This is a genomic window from Streptomyces sp. NPDC048521 (assembly GCF_043199855.1).
In the GTDB taxonomy this organism is placed as follows: domain Bacteria; phylum Actinomycetota; class Actinomycetes; order Streptomycetales; family Streptomycetaceae; genus Streptomyces.
Window position 1 is genome coordinate 1 of sequence record NZ_JBICWR010000008.1, and the last position, 17,107, is coordinate 17,107.

At 71.7% G+C, this 17,107-nt stretch carries 18 protein-coding genes; 10 read left to right on the forward strand and 8 right to left on the reverse strand.

The window, feature by feature from the left end:
- Window positions 1-479: biotin carboxylase N-terminal domain-containing protein (locus ACGFRF_RS19715; RefSeq protein WP_393741549.1), on the reverse strand; the 479-nt coding region annotated here is incomplete at its 3' end.
- Between the two features lie 364 nt (window positions 480-843).
- Between ACGFRF_RS19715 and ACGFRF_RS19720 the strand changes: the two genes are divergently transcribed.
- A complete protein-coding gene (locus ACGFRF_RS19720; protein ID WP_393741551.1) occupies window positions 844-1,428 on the forward strand; it encodes a hypothetical protein in 585 nt (194 codons plus the stop codon).
- Here ACGFRF_RS19720 and ACGFRF_RS19725 read toward each other — a convergent pair.
- The 4 genes from ACGFRF_RS19725 to ACGFRF_RS19740 all read right to left on the reverse strand — a co-directional run bounded on the left by ACGFRF_RS19725 (window position 1,400) and on the right by ACGFRF_RS19740 (window position 4,140).
- Window positions 1,400-2,017 (reverse strand): Maf family protein, encoded by a 618-nt coding sequence (locus tag ACGFRF_RS19725; RefSeq protein ID WP_393741553.1) that lies wholly within the window; start codon window positions 2,015-2,017, stop codon window positions 1,400-1,402. The two genes, ACGFRF_RS19720 and ACGFRF_RS19725, sit on opposite strands and share 29 nt — an antisense overlap.
- A 32-nt stretch (window positions 2,018-2,049) precedes the next feature.
- On the reverse strand, window positions 2,050-2,178 hold the full coding sequence (gene mmpB, locus ACGFRF_RS19730; RefSeq protein ID WP_393741555.1) for a morphogenic membrane protein MmpB: 129 nt from the start codon (window positions 2,176-2,178) through the stop codon (window positions 2,050-2,052).
- Between the two features lie 112 nt (window positions 2,179-2,290).
- Complete coding sequence (locus ACGFRF_RS19735; RefSeq protein ID WP_393741557.1) at window positions 2,291-2,500, reverse strand: acyl-CoA carboxylase epsilon subunit; 210 nt, start codon at window positions 2,498-2,500, stop codon at window positions 2,291-2,293.
- A gap of 26 nt (window positions 2,501-2,526) precedes the next feature.
- Window positions 2,527-4,140 (reverse strand): acyl-CoA carboxylase subunit beta, encoded by a 1,614-nt coding sequence (locus ACGFRF_RS19740; protein WP_393741559.1) that lies wholly within the window; start codon window positions 4,138-4,140, stop codon window positions 2,527-2,529.
- A gap of 110 nt (window positions 4,141-4,250) precedes the next feature.
- Between ACGFRF_RS19740 and ACGFRF_RS19745 the strand changes: the two genes are divergently transcribed.
- Together ACGFRF_RS19745 and ACGFRF_RS19750 are read left to right on the forward strand one after the other, a co-directional pair.
- Window positions 4,251-5,117, forward strand: coding sequence for a biotin--[acetyl-CoA-carboxylase] ligase (locus ACGFRF_RS19745; protein WP_393741560.1), 867 nt, complete (start codon window positions 4,251-4,253; stop codon window positions 5,115-5,117).
- A 352-nt stretch (window positions 5,118-5,469) separates the two neighbouring features.
- Window positions 5,470-6,615 (forward strand): adenylate/guanylate cyclase domain-containing protein, encoded by a 1,146-nt coding sequence (locus ACGFRF_RS19750; protein ID WP_393741562.1) that lies wholly within the window; start codon window positions 5,470-5,472, stop codon window positions 6,613-6,615.
- Between the two features lie 78 nt (window positions 6,616-6,693).
- Here ACGFRF_RS19750 and ACGFRF_RS19755 read toward each other — a convergent pair whose 3' ends face one another.
- Complete coding sequence (locus tag ACGFRF_RS19755) at window positions 6,694-7,326, reverse strand: hypothetical protein (protein ID WP_393741563.1); 633 nt, start codon at window positions 7,324-7,326, stop codon at window positions 6,694-6,696.
- A 193-nt stretch (window positions 7,327-7,519) separates the two neighbouring features.
- Here ACGFRF_RS19755 and ACGFRF_RS19760 point away from each other — a divergent pair, with 193 nt between their 5' ends.
- The 3 genes from ACGFRF_RS19760 (at window position 7,520) to hutH (ending at window position 11,241) form a co-directional block, all read left to right on the forward strand.
- Window positions 7,520-8,314 (forward strand): enoyl-CoA hydratase/isomerase family protein, encoded by a 795-nt coding sequence (locus ACGFRF_RS19760; RefSeq protein ID WP_393741565.1) that lies wholly within the window; start codon window positions 7,520-7,522, stop codon window positions 8,312-8,314.
- A 157-nt stretch (window positions 8,315-8,471) separates the two neighbouring features.
- Window positions 8,472-9,614 carry a diguanylate cyclase domain-containing protein gene (locus ACGFRF_RS19765; protein WP_393741567.1) on the forward strand — a complete coding sequence of 381 codons (1,143 nt, stop codon included), beginning with the start codon at window positions 8,472-8,474 and terminating at the stop codon, window positions 9,612-9,614.
- Window positions 9,615-9,702: 88 nt separating this feature from the next.
- Window positions 9,703-11,241 carry a histidine ammonia-lyase gene (gene hutH / locus ACGFRF_RS19770; RefSeq protein WP_393742126.1) on the forward strand — a complete coding sequence of 513 codons (1,539 nt, stop codon included), beginning with the start codon at window positions 9,703-9,705 and terminating at the stop codon, window positions 11,239-11,241.
- Between the two features lie 219 nt (window positions 11,242-11,460).
- Here hutH and ACGFRF_RS19775 read toward each other — a convergent pair whose 3' ends face one another.
- Together ACGFRF_RS19775 and ACGFRF_RS19780 are read right to left on the reverse strand one after the other, a co-directional pair.
- A complete protein-coding gene (locus ACGFRF_RS19775) occupies window positions 11,461-12,246 on the reverse strand; it encodes a hypothetical protein (protein ID WP_393741569.1) in 786 nt (261 codons plus the stop codon).
- Between the two features lie 42 nt (window positions 12,247-12,288).
- Window positions 12,289-12,627, reverse strand: coding sequence for an LAETG motif-containing sortase-dependent surface protein (locus tag ACGFRF_RS19780; protein ID WP_393741571.1), 339 nt, complete (start codon window positions 12,625-12,627; stop codon window positions 12,289-12,291).
- Between the two features lie 109 nt (window positions 12,628-12,736).
- On the opposite strand from ACGFRF_RS19780, the gene ACGFRF_RS19785 reads away from it, so the two are divergent.
- From ACGFRF_RS19785 to ACGFRF_RS19800, 4 genes are all read left to right on the forward strand, one after another.
- The gene (locus ACGFRF_RS19785) at window positions 12,737-13,081 is read left to right on the forward strand and encodes a hypothetical protein (RefSeq protein ID WP_393741573.1); all 345 of its coding nucleotides are present in this window, start codon (window positions 12,737-12,739) and stop codon (window positions 13,079-13,081) included.
- A 219-nt stretch (window positions 13,082-13,300) separates the two neighbouring features.
- Entirely contained in the window at window positions 13,301-14,545 is a 1,245-nt protein-coding gene (locus ACGFRF_RS19790) for an Ig-like domain-containing protein (RefSeq protein ID WP_393741575.1), read from the forward strand.
- Between the two features lie 145 nt (window positions 14,546-14,690).
- Complete coding sequence (locus tag ACGFRF_RS19795; protein WP_393741576.1) at window positions 14,691-16,175, forward strand: ABC transporter permease; 1,485 nt, start codon at window positions 14,691-14,693, stop codon at window positions 16,173-16,175.
- Window positions 16,176-16,299: 124 nt separating this feature from the next.
- The gene (locus tag ACGFRF_RS19800; RefSeq protein WP_393741577.1) at window positions 16,300-16,983 is read left to right on the forward strand and encodes an ABC transporter ATP-binding protein; all 684 of its coding nucleotides are present in this window, start codon (window positions 16,300-16,302) and stop codon (window positions 16,981-16,983) included.
- Window positions 16,984-17,107: the final 124 nt, after the last annotated feature.

Below are 17,107 nucleotides of genomic sequence, written 5' to 3' on the forward strand. Positions count from 1 at the left end.
AAGGCGGCCTTGATCGCGATCGGCAGGCCGTGCTCGCGCGCGAAGGCCACGACCTCCTCCGCACCCGAGACCGGGTCGGGGGTGCCGGCGACCAGCGGGGCGCCGGCGCGCTGGGCGATGTGCCGGGCGGCGACCTTGTCACCCAGGTCGCGGATGGCCTGCGGGGGCGGGCCGATCCAGTTCAGGCCCGCGTCCAGGACCGCCTGCGCGAAGTCGGCGTTCTCCGAGAGGAAGCCGTATCCGGGATGGACGGCGTCGGCCCCCGACTCGCGGGCGGCGTTCAGCACCTTGTCGATGTCCAGGTAGCTGGTGGCGGGGGTGTCACCGCCCAGGGCGAACGCCTCATCCGCGGCGCGGACATGCAGAGCGTCCCGGTCCGGGTCCGCGTAGACGGCCACGCTCGCGATACCCGCATCCCGACAGGCCCGGGCCACGCGGACAGCGATTTCGCCACGGTTGGCGATGAGCACCTTGCGCACGATTGAGGCTCCCTCCTTGAAACAAGCCGAGTTTAGGGACTGCCGACACGGCACTTCGACCCGTCCCCAATGGTGAGCTTGCCCACACGGAGCGTGATTCGAGGCTCGCTCGACCCGCGAAATCCCTAGTCGTACCTCCGTACGCAGGACTCCTGCGGAAAACCCTAGCCCTGACATGTGGCCAAGGTCTCTGTGGTGGGGTGCTGCGGCCCACTCTGTTTCTTTGTCGAGTCCCTACGAATGGCCCAATGATTCTTTGCTGCGGCGCGAACCCTTGTCCCCGGGTTTACCCGTTAGTAGCGTTCACGATGGCTCGAACGTACCTGGGGTAACAGATCGCTGGCTGGAGAGTGGGTGGGGACCGGTGGTGCGTAGACCGGTGGCGTGGGTGGTAGCGGTCGTCCTCCTCGCCGAGGCGCTCGGCATCGCGGCCGTGAACTGGTTCCTCGGTGTGGTGGTCGACCGGCAGAAGATGTCCCTGGCCGGCCTCGACCCCGACGTCATGTCGACGTCCTCGAAGATCGGCGGCGTCGTCTTCGGCCTCTACTTCGCCCTGTGCGCCCTGGTGGCCCTGCTGGTCGCGATCCGCGACCGCGCCCCGGCCGGCTTCGGCCGCATCCTGCTGATCAGCGCGGCCGTGGTGCACGGCCTGCTGGGCGCGTTCGCCTGGGGCCTGGTCGGCTGGACCGCGTTCCTGTTCATGGTCGTGGTGCTCGGACTGATCGTCCTGGTCCTGATGACGTACGACCGCGCCGGCGGGCCGGAGCAGGCGGCGTCCGGCGGTGGTGCCGACGAGGGCGGCGATCCGGCGGCACGGACCGAGCCCCGCAACGAGGCCGGCGCGCCGCCGCGGCTCCCGGAGCAGCGCGGTGCCCCGCAGGACGGGGACGAGGAGCCGCAGGACTCCGTCCCCGCCCAGGTCACTGGGCCGGCGTCCACAACTCCGTGATGCCGACGCCCAGTTCGGCCAGGAGTTTGCGCACCAGGGGCAGGCTGATGCCGATCACATTGCCGTGGTCGCCGTCGATGCCCTCGATGAACGGCGCCGAACGGCCGTCCAGGGTGAACGCCCCGGCGACGTGGAGGGGCTCGCCGGAGGCCACGTACGCGGCGATCTCCTCGTCGCTCGGCTCGCCGAACCGGACGACGGTGGAGGCGGTCGCCGACACGTACCGCTTGGCCTCCGTGTCCCAGACGCAGTGACCCGTCTGGAGGACCCCGGCCCGCCCGCGCATCGCCTTCCAGCGGGCGGTGGCCTCCTCGGCGTCGGCGGGCTTGCCGAGCGCCTGCCCGTCCAGCTCCAGCACCGAGTCGCAGCCGATCACCAGGGCGCCCTGCACCTCCGGCCTCGCCGCGACGACGGAGGCCTTGGCCTCGGCGAGGGCGAGCGCCAGCTCGGCCGGGGTGGGGGCGCTGACGGCGTCCTCGTCGACCCCGCTGACGATCACCTCGGGCGCGAGGCCGGCCTGCCGGAGCAGGCCGAGCCGGGCGGGGGACTGGGAGGCGAGCACGAGTCGCCTGCGGCGTGTGGCAGTCATGCGGTCAGGTTAGTCACGTGGTGCCGCCCGGCTCACCTCAGACCGATCACGATCATCGCCACGACCATGGCCAGGGCCATGAGGAGGCCGAGCCGCCGCAGCTTCTCCTGCACGTCACGCAGTTCTTTCGGCGGCTCGTTCTCGGGGTCTGACCACAGCATGTCACCAGCGTGGGGCTTCGCCGGTCCGGTGCGCCTGAGTAGCGGTACTCAGATCGGCGCCCCGCGCTGCTCTCCTGTGCGCGGTTCCCCGCGCCCTCGGGGCGGGATCCGCTCAGCTCGGCCAGTAGGTCCGGGTCCATGACGCCGGGCCCGGCTTGGGCAGGTGGGCGGAGGCGATGCGGGACGGGTCCGACCAGGAGTCCCTCGGGCCCTGCGCGCCGGACGGCTGGGCTGCCGCCGCCGCGGCGCGGGCGCGGACCACCGCCAGGGCGGCGGCCAGCTCCTCCGGGGTCGGATTGCCTCGTACGACCTTGATCGTCATGACGGCTTCCTATCGATCGGCCGGGCCTAGAGGGGGATGTTGCCGTGCTTCTTCGGGGGCAGTGATTCCCGCTTGGTGCGCAGCTGACGCAGGCCGCGGACGATGTGGGCACGGGTGTCGGACGGCATGATCACCGCGTCGACGTAGCCGCGCTCGGCCGCGACGTAGGGGTTGAGGAGGGTGTCCTCGTACTCCTGGATCAGCCGGGCGCGCACCGCCTCGAGGTCCTCGCCGCTCGCCTCGGCCTCGGCGAGGGTGCGGCGGTGCAGGATGTTGACCGCGCCCTGGGCGCCCATGACGGCGATCTGGGCGGTCGGCCAGGCCAGGTTGAGGTCGGCGCCCAGGTGCTTGGAGCCCATGACGTCGTAGGCGCCGCCGAAGGCCTTGCGGGTGATCACGGTGATCAGCGGGACGGTGGCCTCGGCGTAGGCGTAGATCAGCTTGGCGCCGCGCCGGATGATGCCCTCGTGCTCCTGGCCGACGCCGGGCAGGAAGCCGGGCACGTCCACGAAGGTCAGGACGGGGACGTTGAAGGCGTCGCAGGTCCGCACGAAGCGGGCGGCCTTCTCGGACGCGTCGATGTCCAGGCAGCCGGCGAACTGCATCGGCTGGTTGGCGACCACGCCGACCGGGTGGCCCTCGACGCGGCCGAAGCCGGTGACGATGTTCGGCGCGAACAGCGCCTGCGTCTCGAAGAACTCGGCGTCGTCCAGGACGTGCTCGACGACCGTGCGGATGTCGTACGGCTGGTTCGCGCTGTCCGGGACGAGCGTGTCCAGCTCGCGGTCCTCGTCGGTGACCGCGAGGTCCGCCTCCTCCGGGAAGACCGGGGGCTCGGAGAGGTTGTTGGACGGCAGGTACGACAGCAGCTGCTTGACGTACTCGATGGCGTCCTTCTCGTCCCCGGCCATGTGGTGGGCCACGCCGGAGGTGGAGTTGTGGGTGCGGGCGCCGCCCAGCTCCTCGAAGCCGACGTCCTCGCCGGTGACGGTCTTGATGACGTCCGGGCCGGTGATGAACATGTGCGAGGTCTGGTCGACCATGACCGTGAAGTCGGTGATGGCCGGGGAGTAGACCGCGCCGCCCGCGCAGGGCCCGACGACCAGGCTGATCTGCGGGATCACACCGGAGGCGTGGGTGTTGCGGCGGAAGATCTCGCCGTACGCGCCCAGCGACGCGACGCCCTCCTGGATGCGGGCGCCGCCCGAGTCGTTGATGCCGATGACCGGGCAGCCGGTCTTCAGCGCGAAGTCCATGACCTTGACGATCTTCTGGCCGTAGACCTCGCCCAGCGCGCCGCCGAAAACGGTGAAGTCCTGCGAGAACACGGCGACGGGACGCCCGTCGACGGTCCCGTACCCGGTCACGACACCGTCTCCGTAGGGGCGGTTCTTCTCCAGCCCGAAGTTGGTGGAGCGGTGCCGGGCGAACTCGTCCAGCTCGACGAACGACCCTTCGTCGAGCAGCAGTTCGATCCGCTCACGGGCCGTCAGCTTGCCCTTGGCGTGCTGCTTCTCGACGGCACGTTCGGAGCCGGCGTGCGTCGCTTCATGGATGCGACGCTGGAGATCCGCGAGCTTCCCCGCGGTCGTGTGAATGTCGATCCCTTGGATCTCGTGACGCTCTTCCGGCTCGGACATCGGGATACGGCTCCCTGCCTGCTCAAAAGGGGGGACGGTTACTCATCCGTAGAGTAGTGGTGGGCCTACCGATCAGCACTGCGTCGTTTACCACACCTAGGGTGGCTTGCATGACGCCCCGAGATGCAGCAGACGACAACGGCAGCCGCTGGTCCGACCTCGACCGCCCGCCCCTGAACGCGGCCGCGCTCCGGCGGGCTCTGGTGCGCGAGGGCGGGCTCTGGTCGGCGCTGGAGGTCACGCAGAGCACCGGCTCCACCAACAACGACCTGGTGGCGCTGGCCGCGGCCGGCAAGGCGGCGGAGGGCGCGGTGCTGGTGGCCGAGGAACAGACGGCGGGCCGGGGCCGCCTGGACCGCCGGTGGACGGCGCCGCCGCGCTCCGGCCTCTTCTTCTCCGTGCTGCTGAAGCCCGTCGAGGTGCCGGTCGCCCGCTGGGGGTGGCTGCCGCTGCTGACGGGTGTGGCGGTGGCGACCGGCCTGTCCCGGGCCGCGGGCGTCGACACGGCACTCAAGTGGCCGAACGACCTGCTGGTGACCGTGGGCGGGGAGGAGCGCAAGGCCGGCGGCATCCTGGCCGAGCGGGCGGGCCAGGACGGTGTGGTCGTGGGCGTCGGCATCAACGTCACGCTGCGGGCGGACGAACTGCCGGTCCCGCAGGCGGGCTCCCTGGCGCTGGCCGGGGCGCGGGGCACGGACCGGGATCCGCTGCTGCGTGCCGTGCTGCGGTCGCTGGAGGACTGGTACGGGCGGTGGCGGGCGGCGGGAGGCGACCCCGGCGCCAGCGGTCTGCAGGACACGTACGCGGCGGGCTGCGCGACGCTCGGACGGACGGTGCGGGCGGAGCTGCCGGGGGAGCGGTCGATCGTGGGCGAGGCGGTCGCCCTGGACGGGGACGGGCGCCTGGTCATCGCCACGGCGGAGGGCGTACAGGAGCCGGTGGGCGCGGGGGACATCGTGCACGTGCGACCGGCGTAGGGGCGCGGCGTCGACCGGGTGCCCTCGGCCGCGGCCGGCCGGGGCGGGGTCGCTCGTCCGCGCCGGCGGGATGCCGCTCGTCCTGGGGACGGGCGCCGCGCCCGCCCGCGGCCGCGGCAGCCGGAAAGGTGCGGGGACCGCGGCTTCCTGGGGGCGCGGGAAACTGCGCGACCAGCCACGATGGAGTCGCAGGTGGGTACGGCGATCAAGCTCTGTCGGACAGTGCAGGGTCACCGGACCCGTGCCGCACAGCGCACCCCCGGCCCAACCCGACGGAGTGAGCTGGCGCACACCTGCCGTAGAGTTGAGGCCGGTCGAAACCTGACCGCGGCAGATCGGAAGGGCAGCAGGCGTGACCGTCGACGACACGGGCTCCGGCGCGGGCGCGGACGGCCGGGTGGACCCTCCCCTCGAGCGGGGGGACGCCCACGCCGCCGACTCCGGCGAGGACCCGCTGGCCCTGCGTCTCGAACAGCTCATCCTGGGCGCCGAGCGCCGCTACACCCCTTTTCAGGCGGCCCGCAGCGCCGGCGTCTCCATGGAACTGGCCTCGCGGTTCTGGCGGGCCATGGGATTCGCCGACATCGGCCAGGCCAAGGCCCTCACCGAGGCCGACGTACTCGCCCTGCGCCGCCTGGCCGGCCTCGTGGAGGCGGGGCTGCTCAGCGAGGCCATGGCGGTACAGGTGGCCCGGTCCACCGGGCAGACCACCGCCCGGTTGGCGGAGTGGCAGATCGATTCCTTTCTGGAGGGCCTGACCGAGCCCCCGGAGCCGGGGATGACCCGCACCGAGGTGACGTATCCGATCGTCGAGCTGCTCCTGCCCGAGCTGGAGGAGTTCCTCGTCTACGTCTGGCGCCGCCAGCTCGCCGCCTCGGCCGGCCGGGTCGTGCAGACCGGTGACGACGAGGAGATGGTCGACCGGCGGCTCGCCGTCGCCTTCGCCGACCTCGTCGGCTTCACCCGGCTGACCCGCCGCATGGAGGAGGAGGAACTCGGCGAGCTGGTCGAGGCCTTCGAGACGACCGCCGCCGACCTGGTGGCCGCGCGCGGCGGCCGGCTCATCAAGACCCTGGGCGACGAGGTGCTGTACGCGGCGGACGACGCGGGGACGGCCGCGGACATCGCGCTGCGGCTGGTGGAGACGCTGGCGAACGACGAGACGATGCCGGAGCTGCGGGTCGGTATGGCGTTCGGCACGGTGACCACGCGCATGGGTGATGTGTTCGGTACGACGGTGAACCTGGCGTCCCGGCTCACCTCGATAGCCCCCCGTGACGCCGTGCTGGTGGACAGCGCCTTCGCGGAGGAGCTGATCCGCACCGGCGAGGCCCCCGCCTCGGAGGCGGAGGCGGCCGAGGCCGCGGCGGCCGCCGAGAAGGAGGGCGAGGAGCCGCCGACGTACCGCTTCGCGCTCCAGCCGATGTGGCAGCGCCCGGTGCGTGGGCTCGGCGTGGTCGAGCCGTGGCTGCTCACACGCCGCGACAGCGGGGCCTAGGGCACGCCGCGCGGCCGCCCTTCGGGCAACGACGCGAATGGTCAGACAGGCCCTAGGAGCGGCCGGTCCCGGTCCCTGCTAGCGGTCGCGGTCGCCCGGTACGTCGACGCACAGGCCGATCACCGGCAGGCACACCCCGCCGGGATCGGGTTCCGCCGTGCTGCGGCTCGGGGTCGGGGCCGGGGTCGATGTGCGCGTGGGGGTCGCCGGGGCCGGGCGCGGGGCAGCGGTCGTCGCCGAGGGCGGCGGGGTGGTGCCGGGGGGTGGGGACGGGGCGCCGGTCGGGATCGTGGTCGGGACGGCGGTGTCGTCGGACGGTGCGGCGGCGGTGCGCGAGGCGGCGGGGGCAGGGCCCCCGGTGCCCGTCGGCGCTGGGCTCCTGCCGCCCATGGCGGAGGTCGCCGAGGGCAGCGCGGTCGGGTCGGCGGCGGTGGCGGTGGTGGCGGCCGAGCGGTCGGTGGTGCCGCCGCCCGGGTCGGTCCGGGGCTCGGCCTCCGCGGTGCCCGGGGCGCCGACCACCCCGGACTCCGGGGCGACCCGGACCAGACTGAGGACCCCCGCGGCCAGGGCGAGGCCACCGGCGGCGAGCAGCACCTTGCGGGGGCGGGGTTTGCGGTGGCGCCCGCGCCGTACGCCGGACGCACCACCGCCGACCTGTTCGTCCGGCTCGCTCGCCTGTTCCGTACGGGACTGCGCACGTATCGGTGTCATGGGTTCCCTCCCCGCGCCGCGCGCCCGGGGCGCGCCGTGGCGGAGCGCACGTTATGCGTTCTCGTGAGCGGTGTGGGGTGAGACGGCCGGGATGTCACTCGAACGGGTGTAGCCCCCCTGGGCTTCCCGGGATCGGGTACGACTGCGATGATCGGGCCGACAGTGAGTTAACCCGCGTTAACCGGAGGGTGTCATGAGCGAGGAGCGGTTCGGGGAGTTCGTGCTGGTGCGGCGGCACGGGCACGTCGCGGAGCTGGTGCTGGACCGGCCCAAGGCCATGAACGCCGTCTCGACGGGCATGGCCCGCTCGCTCGCGGGTGCGTGTGCTGCGCTGGCCGCCGACCGGGACGCGCGCGTGGTCGTGCTGACCTCCTCCCACGAACGGGCGTTCTGTGTCGGGGCCGACCTGAAGGAGCGGAACTCCTTCACCGACGCGGACCTCGTACGGCAGCGGCCGGTGGCGCGGGGGGCGTACACCGGGGTGCTGGAGCTGCCGATGCCGACGATCGCGGCGGTGCACGGCTTCGCGCTGGGGGGCGGGTTCGAGCTGGCGCTGTCCTGCGACCTGATCGTGGCCGACCGTACGGCCGTGGTGGGGCTGCCGGAGGTGTCGGTGGGGGTGATCCCGGGGGGTGGCGGTACGCAGTTGCTGCCGCGGCGGGTCGGGGCGGCGCGGGCGGCCGAGCTGATCTTCTCGGCGCGGCGGGTGGAGGCGGCGGAGGCGGCCGAGCTGGGGCTGGTGGACCGGCTGGTGGAGGAGGGGCGGGACCGCGAGGAGGCGCTGGAACTGGGCGCCCGGATCGCCGGGAACTCGCCGGTCGGCCTCCGTGCCGCCAAGCGGGCGCTGCGGCTGGGGCACGGGTTGGATCTGCGGGCCGGGCTCGAGGTCGAGGACGCGGCGTGGCGGTCGGTGGCGTTCTCGGGGGACCGGGCGGAGGGGGTGGCGGCGTTCAACGAGAAGCGGACGCCAAAGTGGCCGGGGGAGTAGCGGCCACCGGTGCCCTCAGGGGCGCGGGGGATTGTGCGACCGGCCCTCGCGCGGCCGCACTCGAAAGGTGCCCCGCAGGCAGACGGCGCCCTTCCACGGTCCACCTGATCGCCGCACCAATGTCCCGAATCACCCTGTTCCTCCCTAATCTGGAGTAATGGGTGAGGACAAGCGGCTCGTCGCCGTCGTGGCGCTGGCGCAGGGGATGGCGGCGGCGCACACTCCGCGGGAGTCGTGGCAGGCCGCCGCGCTCGGCGCCTGCCGGGCGCTGGACGGCAGCTTCGCGGCGCTGTCGGTCTGGGAACGGGAGCTGGGCCGGCTGCGGGTCCTCGTGAACGTGGGGGACAGGGCGCCGGACGAGGAGGAGTTCCCGGAGGCCGAGGCCTACCCGGTGCACCAGTTCCCGGAGATCACCGAGTTCCTGCACGAGCGGTGGGCCGGCGGCGGGGGCCCCAACGCCTGGGTGGAGACCGCCGAGGGCGCGGCCGCCGGCACCCCCGGTTACTTCCACCAGCGGGTCGCCGCCCTGCGCCGCCGGGGCCGCGGCTGCTGCGTCGTCGCACCCGTCGTGCTGCACGGCCGGGCGTGGGGCGAGCTGTACGTCGCCCGCGCGACCGGGGAGCCCCTGTTCGGGCGGGCCGACGCCGACTTCGCCACCGTGCTGGCCGCGGTCGTCGCCGCCGGGCTCGCGCAGACCGAGCGGCTGGAGGAGGCCCGCCGGCTCGCGTTCACCGACGCCCTCACCGGGCTCGCCAACCGTCGCGCCGTGGACGTGGGCCTGGAGGAGGCCGTCGAGCGGCACCGTACGGAGGGGGTGGTCGTCAGCCTCGTCGTCTGCGATCTCAACGGGCTCAAGCGGGTCAACGACACCCTGGGGCACGCCGTCGGCGACCGTCTCCTGGAGCGGTTCGGCTCGGTGCTCTCCCTGTGCGGGGCGATGGTGCCGGGCGCGCTGGCCGCACGGCTGGGCGGCGACGAGTTCTGCCTGCTCGCGGTCGGCCCGCCCGCCGACGACGTGGTGAAGGCCGCGGACGAACTGTGCCGCAGGGCGGCGGAGTTGGAGCTGGGCGAGGGGGTCGCGTGCGGCATCGCCTCGACCGGGGACCCGATCGGGCCGGTGCGGGACGCCCGGCGGCTGTTCCGGCTGGCCGACGCGGCGCAGTACCGGGCCAAGGCCATGCGGACGGACCGGCCGGTGGTGGCGGGCCGGGAGGGCCCGGACGATCCCGTCGTACGGCTGGCCGACGAACCGCCGCCCTCGCGCGCCGAGCGCCGCCGTTTCCGTGGGCGCCGCCCCTGAGGCGAAGACCACACCGAGCGGTAAGGGTCACCTCCGCATCGCACTAGTGACACCGCTGCATTCAATGCGTACGCTCCTGAATATGGATATGCACACTGTGGTGGTGGGGACGTCCGGTGTCACGGCGTCCGACGTTCTCGCCGTGGCGCGCGGCGGTGCCCGCATCGAGCTGTCGGCCCAGGCGGTGGCGGCCCTCGCGGCGGCCCGGGAGATCGTGGACGCGCTGGCGGCCAAGCCGGACCCGGTCTACGGCGTCTCCACCGGCTTCGGAGCCCTGGCGACCCGGCACATCAGCCAGGAACTGCGCGCACAGCTGCAGCGCAACATCGTCCGCTCGCACGCCGCCGGCATGGGCCCGCGGGTGGAGCGCGAGGTCGTACGGGCCCTGATGTTCCTGCGGCTGAAGACCGTCTGCTCCGGCCACACCGGCGTCCGGCCCGAGGTCGCGCAGACCATGGCCGACGTGCTGAACGCCGGGATCACCCCGGTCGTGCACGAGTACGGCTCCCTCGGCTGCTCCGGCGACCTCGCCCCGCTGTCCCACTGCGCACTCACCCTCATGGGCGAGGGGGACGCCGAGGGGCCTGACGGTGTCGTGCGGCCGGCCGGCGAACTGCTCGCCGAGCACGGGATCCAGCCCGTCGAACTGCGCGAGAAGGAGGGCCTGGCCCTCCTCAACGGCACCGACGGCATGCTCGGCATGCTGATCATGGCCCTCGCCGACCTCGACACCCTGTACAAGTCCGCCGACATCACCGCCGCCCTCAGCCTGGAGGCGCTGCTCGGCACGGACAAGGTGCTGGCCCCGGAGCTGCACGCCATCCGCCCGCACCCGGGCCAGGGCGCCTCCGCCGCCAACATGCTCGCCGTGCTCAAGGGCTCCCAGCTCACCGGGCACCACCAGGACGACGCGCCGCGCGTCCAGGACGCCTACTCCGTGCGCTGCGCCCCGCAGGTGGCCGGCGCCGGCCGGGACACCATGGCGCACGCCCGCCTGGTCGCCGAGCGCGAGCTGGCCGCCGCCGTCGACAACCCGGTGGTGCTGCCCGACGGCCGCGTGGAGTCCAACGGCAACTTCCACGGCGCCCCGGTCGCCTACGTCCTCGACTTCCTCGCCATCGCGGCCGCCGACCTCGGCTCCATCGCCGAGCGCCGCACCGACCGGCTGCTGGACAAGAACCGCAGCCACGGACTGCCGCCGTTCCTCGCCGACGACGCCGGCGTCGACTCCGGCCTGATGATCGCCCAGTACACGCAGGCCGCGCTGGTCAGCGAGATGAAGCGGCTCGCCGTACCGGCCTCCGCGGACTCCATCCCGTCCTCCGCCATGCAGGAGGACCACGTGTCCATGGGCTGGTCGGCCGCGCGCAAGCTGCGCACCGCCGTGGACAACCTCACCCGGATCATCGCCGTCGAGCTGTACGCCGCCACCCGCGCCGTCGAACTGCGCGAGGGCCTCGCCCCGGCGCCCGCCTCGCAGGCCGTCATCGAGGCCGTACGGGCCGCCGGTGTGCAGGGCCCCGGCCCGGACCGGTTCCTGGCGCCCGACCTGGCCGCCGCCGACGCGTTCGTGCGCGGCGGCCACCTCGTCGCCGCCGTCGAGGCGGTGACGGGCCCCCTGGCGTGACCCCGCCGGGGGGGGCCGCCCGGACCGGGCGGCCCCCACCGCGGAAGGCCTCCGCCCGGGCACCGGCGACACGCTTCCGCTCCTGGCGAGCGGCTCGTGCACCGCCGCAGGTCCGGAAGCTGCCGGCGGCCGGGAACGTGCCCGTGCCGCTTGCGGGACCGGGCCTCCTGGAGCGTCGCTCCAGGCGTCAGGCATCCCTCCGGCCAGGAGGGGAAGCGGTCACTTCAGCTTGGCCGACTGCGCCTTGACGACCTCGGGCGAGACCACGTAGGCCTTCTTGGTCATCATCGCGCCGATGTTCATCGTGAAGTACGACGCCACGGTGTTCCCGTGCCGGACGACCTCGGCGTGCAGGGGTGCCGTCTCCCCGTCCGACTCGCTGGTCGCCGAGAACGCCACCGACGCGTCCCCCGAGCCCGAGGGCTTCTCCTCGGCGACCTTGGTGAACTTCACCTCGGTCCCCGCCTGCTCGCCGGAGAAGCCGCCCGAACAGGCCTTGACCGCGTCGGAGACCGCCTTGAGGGCCTGCGTGGCGCCGTCCCCCTCGTAGGAGGACAGGGAGACCGTGGTGACGTCCCGGTCCATCGACTTGTTGAGGGCGTCCTCGAACTTGCCGTCGGCCAGGTCGTCCAGGGACGTCGCGTTGTCCGTGGGGTCCTTCTTCCGGGTCTCCGTGGCCAGGCGGTCGGTCTGCGCCGCCGCCTCGGTCGGCGGGAGGCCGGACAGAACGCGGGCCAGCGACCCGCACGTCGCGCCGTCGGTCGTGATCGGCTTGGCGCGGCCGGCCGGCACGGCTCCGACGTCGTACCCGGGCACCTCGCCCTTGGCGACGATCAGGTCCCTCAACTCGGCGGCGCTCAGCGCCTTCGCGGCCGGCTTCCCGTCCGGGCCCTTGCCGTCCCCGGAACCCTTCGACCCTTCGTCGGAGCAGCCCGTGACAAGGGCGAGCGACAGCGCGCTCACAGCTGCGGTGGCGCACAGCCGCACGCCCGATGATCTCTTCATGCGCGCACTATGTGTGCGCTGTCAAAGATTCGTCAAGGGAAATTAAAGGCCCAGGCGTTCGCGGCGCACCGAGTACACGACGAAACCGGCACCGACGGCGAGGAAGAGGGTTCCGCCGACGACGTACGGCGTGGTGTCGGGGCTTCCGGTGTCGGCCAGTTCGATGTCGTCCGACGTCTCCCGCACACCCTCGGCGGTCGCCACCGACACCGCCCTGGCCTGCTGGGTGACGTGTGTCGCTGAGTAGGCGGTGACGGACCGGGCCGTCGTCTCTCTCGCCGGGGAGTCCTGTGACGCGTTGGCGGACGGGACGAACCACAGCGCGCAGAGCAGGGTGCCCGCGGCGGTGGCGGTCAGCAACGGACGGCGAGCGGATGACACGGAATATCGATCCCCTTGTGACGCTGGCGAATTGGCCGTGTGGGGCGATGTTAGTGAAAGTCGCGGGTCACAGGAAAGTCACGGGAGGTTTCGGTCGTACGCTCCCGCCATGAGTGCTGAAGAGAGATCACGTTTTGTACGGCTTCGGGTGGAGATCGTCCTGGAGGTGGAGGACGAGGGCGCGGTGACCAAGGCGGCGCTGCGCCGGCTCGCCGCCGATCCGGAGCTGCCGCAGGAGGAGCGGACCCAGGCCGAGGGCGCTGTGACGGAAGACACCGCGGAGGCCCTCGCCTATCTCGTGGATCCGTTCGACCTGGTCAGCGAGGTGCCCGGAGTGGGACTCCAGCAGGCGTCCTGGTCCAGTGAGCGGATCGACTACGACCCTGATTCGCCCGACTGGGACCTGGACGAGGATGATGTGCAGGACGACGACGAAGAGGGCGGCATCGGCTGAGCGTCCCGGGGCACCCATGACCCCGGACGGCAACCGCCGTTCGGGGTTTTGTCGTCTCAGGGGGCGCACGGACGACTTCACCACCACTCCGCTCCGGTGGACGTGGTGTGGCCCACACCTGAGAACTATGTGGAACGGGATGAATCGGCCGTAGCGTTGAAAGTTCTCAAGGGGACTCTCGGGGTTTTCGCGGATTCGGCAACGATGGAGAAGCGTGTGATGACGGACAGTAAGCGGCGCAGCCTGACGGTCGCGTCCGCACTGCTCGGTGGTGTGCTCGTGCTCACGGGCTGTTCGGGCAGCGGTGACGCCAAGGCGGCCGACGGCGGCGACACCTCGCAGGCCAAGGCCGACGAGGCCGCGGCCCAGAAGTCGTCCGAGGCGCAGATCGCGATCACGCCGAAGGACGGCTCTAACAACGCCTCCATCAACAACTCGGCCGCCGTCAGAGTCGCCAAGGGCAGCCTGATCAGCGTGTCCATGACCACCACCGACGGCCAGGCCGTGGCCGGTGTGCTGTCCGCCGACCGGACGAGCTGGAAGCCGACCGTCCAGCTCAAGCGCTCGACCACCTACAAGCTCTCCGCGGAGGCCAAGGACGCCGAGGGCCGGGTCGCCCACGAGAACGCCTCCTTCACCACGGTCTCCACGGCCAACAGCTTCATAGGCAACTTCACGCCGGACAACGGCACCACAGTCGGCGTGGGCATGCCCGTCTCGATCAACTTCGACAAGGCGATCACCAACAAGGCCGCCGTCCAGAAGGGGATCACGGTCACCTCCAGCAGCGGTCAGGAGGTCGTGGGCCACTGGTTCAACGCCAACCGCATCGACTTCCGGCCGGAGACGTACTGGAAGGAGAACTCCACCGTCACGCTGAAGCTGGCGCTCGACGGTGTCGAGGGCGCGAGCGGCGTCTACGGCGTGCAGCAGAAGACGGTCACCTTCCACATCGGCCGCAACCAGATCTCCTACGTCGACGCGCAGACCAAGCAGATGAAGGTCACGCAGGACGGCAACGTCGTCAAGACCATACCGATCTCCGCCGGTTCGCCGGAGAACAAGACGTACGAGGGCATCATGGTGATGTCCGAGAAGTTCCAGCAGACGCGCATGAACGGCGCGACCGTGGGCTTCACCGACGACGACGGCAAGGGCGAGTACGACATCAAGGACGTGCCGCACGCCATCCGCCTCACCAACTCCGGCACCTTCATCCACGGCAACTACTGGGCCGCGAAGTCCATCTTCGGCAGCGTCAACACCAGCCACGGCTGCGTGGGCCTGTCCGACACCAAGGGCGCGAAGGACCCGAACACTCCGGGTGCGTGGCTGTACGGGCACTCCCTCCTCGGTGACGTCGTGGTGATCCAGCACACCGGCGACAAGACCGTCTCCCCGGACAACGGCCTCAACGGCTGGAACATGGACTGGGCGCAGTGGAAGGCCGGTTCGGCGATCTGACGCCACCTGCTCCACAGCCTTCCGATGCCGCCCTCCGGGGCGGCATCGGTTTTTTTCGAGGTCCCGCCGGCTCGGCCACCGCCTTCTCATGCTTCTTTTACGTCGGCCTTATGGTGTCATCACGGTCCGTCCCTAGCTTGCGGCCATGTTCTTCACCTACCTGAGGCGCGAACTGCGCCGCCGCAGAAAGGCGGCCCTCGTCGTCGCCTCCGGCCTCGCGCTGGGCATCGCGCTGGTCATCGTGGTCGACTCCGTGTCCCAGGGCATGGGCAAGGCCCAGGACAAGGTCCTGCAGTCCCTGTACGGCCTCGGTACGGACATGACGGTCACCAAGGCGGCGACACCGACCGCCGGCAGCTCCCAGCAGCCCCGCTTCCGGTTCGACGCGCGCAACAACGACGACGACGCGAAGCAGACCAGCGACCGGGTCCGGGTGGCGGGCTTCACCACCCTCGCCTCCTCGACCGTCACCGAGGTCGCCGGCCAGAAGGGCGTCGCGTCGGCCGTCGGCGGGCTCAGCCTCGACGTGGTCAAGGTCAGCGGCCAGTTCACCCGCGGCCGGTTCCAGCAGAACGGCGGCGGCACTCAGGGGCGCGGCCCCGGCGGCGGGGGCACCGGCCTGCCGCAGGGCGAAGTGCAGGGCGGCGGCGCCGACTTCGACGTCAACCAGTACACGGTCTTCGGCACCGACGTCACCAGGACCGCGCTCGGCCCGCTGACCTCCTCGACGATCAGCAGCGGCCGGACCTTCAAGACCACCGAGACGAACGCCGCGGTGGCCGTGGCCGACTCGGCGTACGCCAAGGAGAAGAAGTACAAGGTCGGCTCCACCGTCACCGTCAAGGGCACCACCTTCAAGATGATCGGCATCGCCACCGCCACCAGCGGTGACTCGGCGGCCGACCTGTACATCCCGTTGAAGCGGGCGCAGACCCTCGCCGACGAGAAGAACAAGGTCACCACGATCTACGTCAAGGCGACCGACTCCCAGCAGATCGACACCGTCAAGAGCGCCATCCAGACGAACGTCTCCGGTACGACGGTCACCACCTCCGCCGACCTCGCCAAGACGGTCTCCGGCTCCCTGTCCACCGCCTCCTCCCTCGCCACCAAGGTCGGCACCTGGCTGTCCGTCGCGGTGCTGGTGGCCGCGTTCCTGGTCGCGGGACTGCTCACCTCCTCGGCGGTCTCCCGCCGGGTCCGCGAGTTCGGCACCCTGAAGGCGCTGGGCTGGAAGTCGGGCCGGGTGACCCGGCAGGTGGTCGGCGAGGCCGTCGTCAACGGCCTGGTCGGCGGCGCCCTCGGTATCGCGCTCGGCCTGGCGGGCGCGTACGCCGTCACCGCCGTCAGCCCCACTCTGCAGGCACAGCTGGGCGGAGGCACCGGGGGCGGCGGCTTGGGCAGTGGCCCCGGCGGCGGTGGCTTCGGCGGCCCCGGCGGCGGTGGCTTCGGCGGCCCCGGCCGGCAGGCGGCCACGACCCTGGAGGTGGCCCTCACCGCCCCGGTCGACGTCACGACGATCGCCCTGGCGGTGGGCCTCGCGGTGGCGGGCGGCCTGATCGCGGGAGCGTTCGGCGGCTGGCGGGCGTCGAGGCTTCGCCCCGCGGATGCGCTGAGGAGGGTGGAGTAAGGGCGGCTCACCGGCATGGCCAAGGGCGCCGATCCGAAGGGGCGCGGGCAACTGCGCGACCCAGCTCCCCACTCACCCGCGGCCGACGACGACGCGCACCACCCCGAACCCTGCCAGGAGCGACATGTACGCACTGAAGAACGTCACCAAGCGCTACACCAGAGGCAAAGAAGCGGTCCACGCCCTCGACGGAATCGACCTCACCATCGGCGACGGCGACAGACTGGTCATCCAGGGCCCCACCGGCGGCGGAAAATCGACCCTGCTCCAGATGCTCGGCGGCCTGGACCGCCCCACTTCCGGCGAAGTGGTCCTGGACGGCATCGACCTGGCCAAGCTCTCCGAGGCCCGCCTGACAAAGGTCCGCAGCGAGAACATCGGCTTCGTCTTCCAGTCCTTCAACCTCATCCCGACCCTCACCGCCCAGGAGAACGTGGAGACGGCCCTCGTACCCCTCGGCGTCAAGGTCAAGGAGCGGCGCGAACTGGCCGCCGACGCACTGAAGTCCGTCGGCCTCGGCGAGCGCCTGGCCCACCTTCCCTCGGAGATGTCCGGCGGTCAGCAGCAGCGTGTCGCCATCGCCCGGGCCCTGGTGAAGCGGCCCAAGGTGCTGCTCGCCGACGAGCCGACCGGCAACCTCGACGAGAGCATGCGGGACGAGATCATGGACGTGCTCGAACGTCTGTGGAAGGAGCACGGGCTGACCTTCATCATGGTCACCCACGACTCCGCCATCGCGAAGAAGGCCCCGCGGCTGGCCACCATCCGCAAGGGCAGGATCACGGTGAAGGAGAACGCCGGCGCCTGACGTCGTATAACACCGTTCCGCCCACAGGGACTTCGCGGTCTTGTAACGGTGTCCGGTCTGCCGCGTAACAGTTTCCCGGCGCGCTTTCTCACTGTCCTCTCATCTATTGAGCCCTCTGATCACC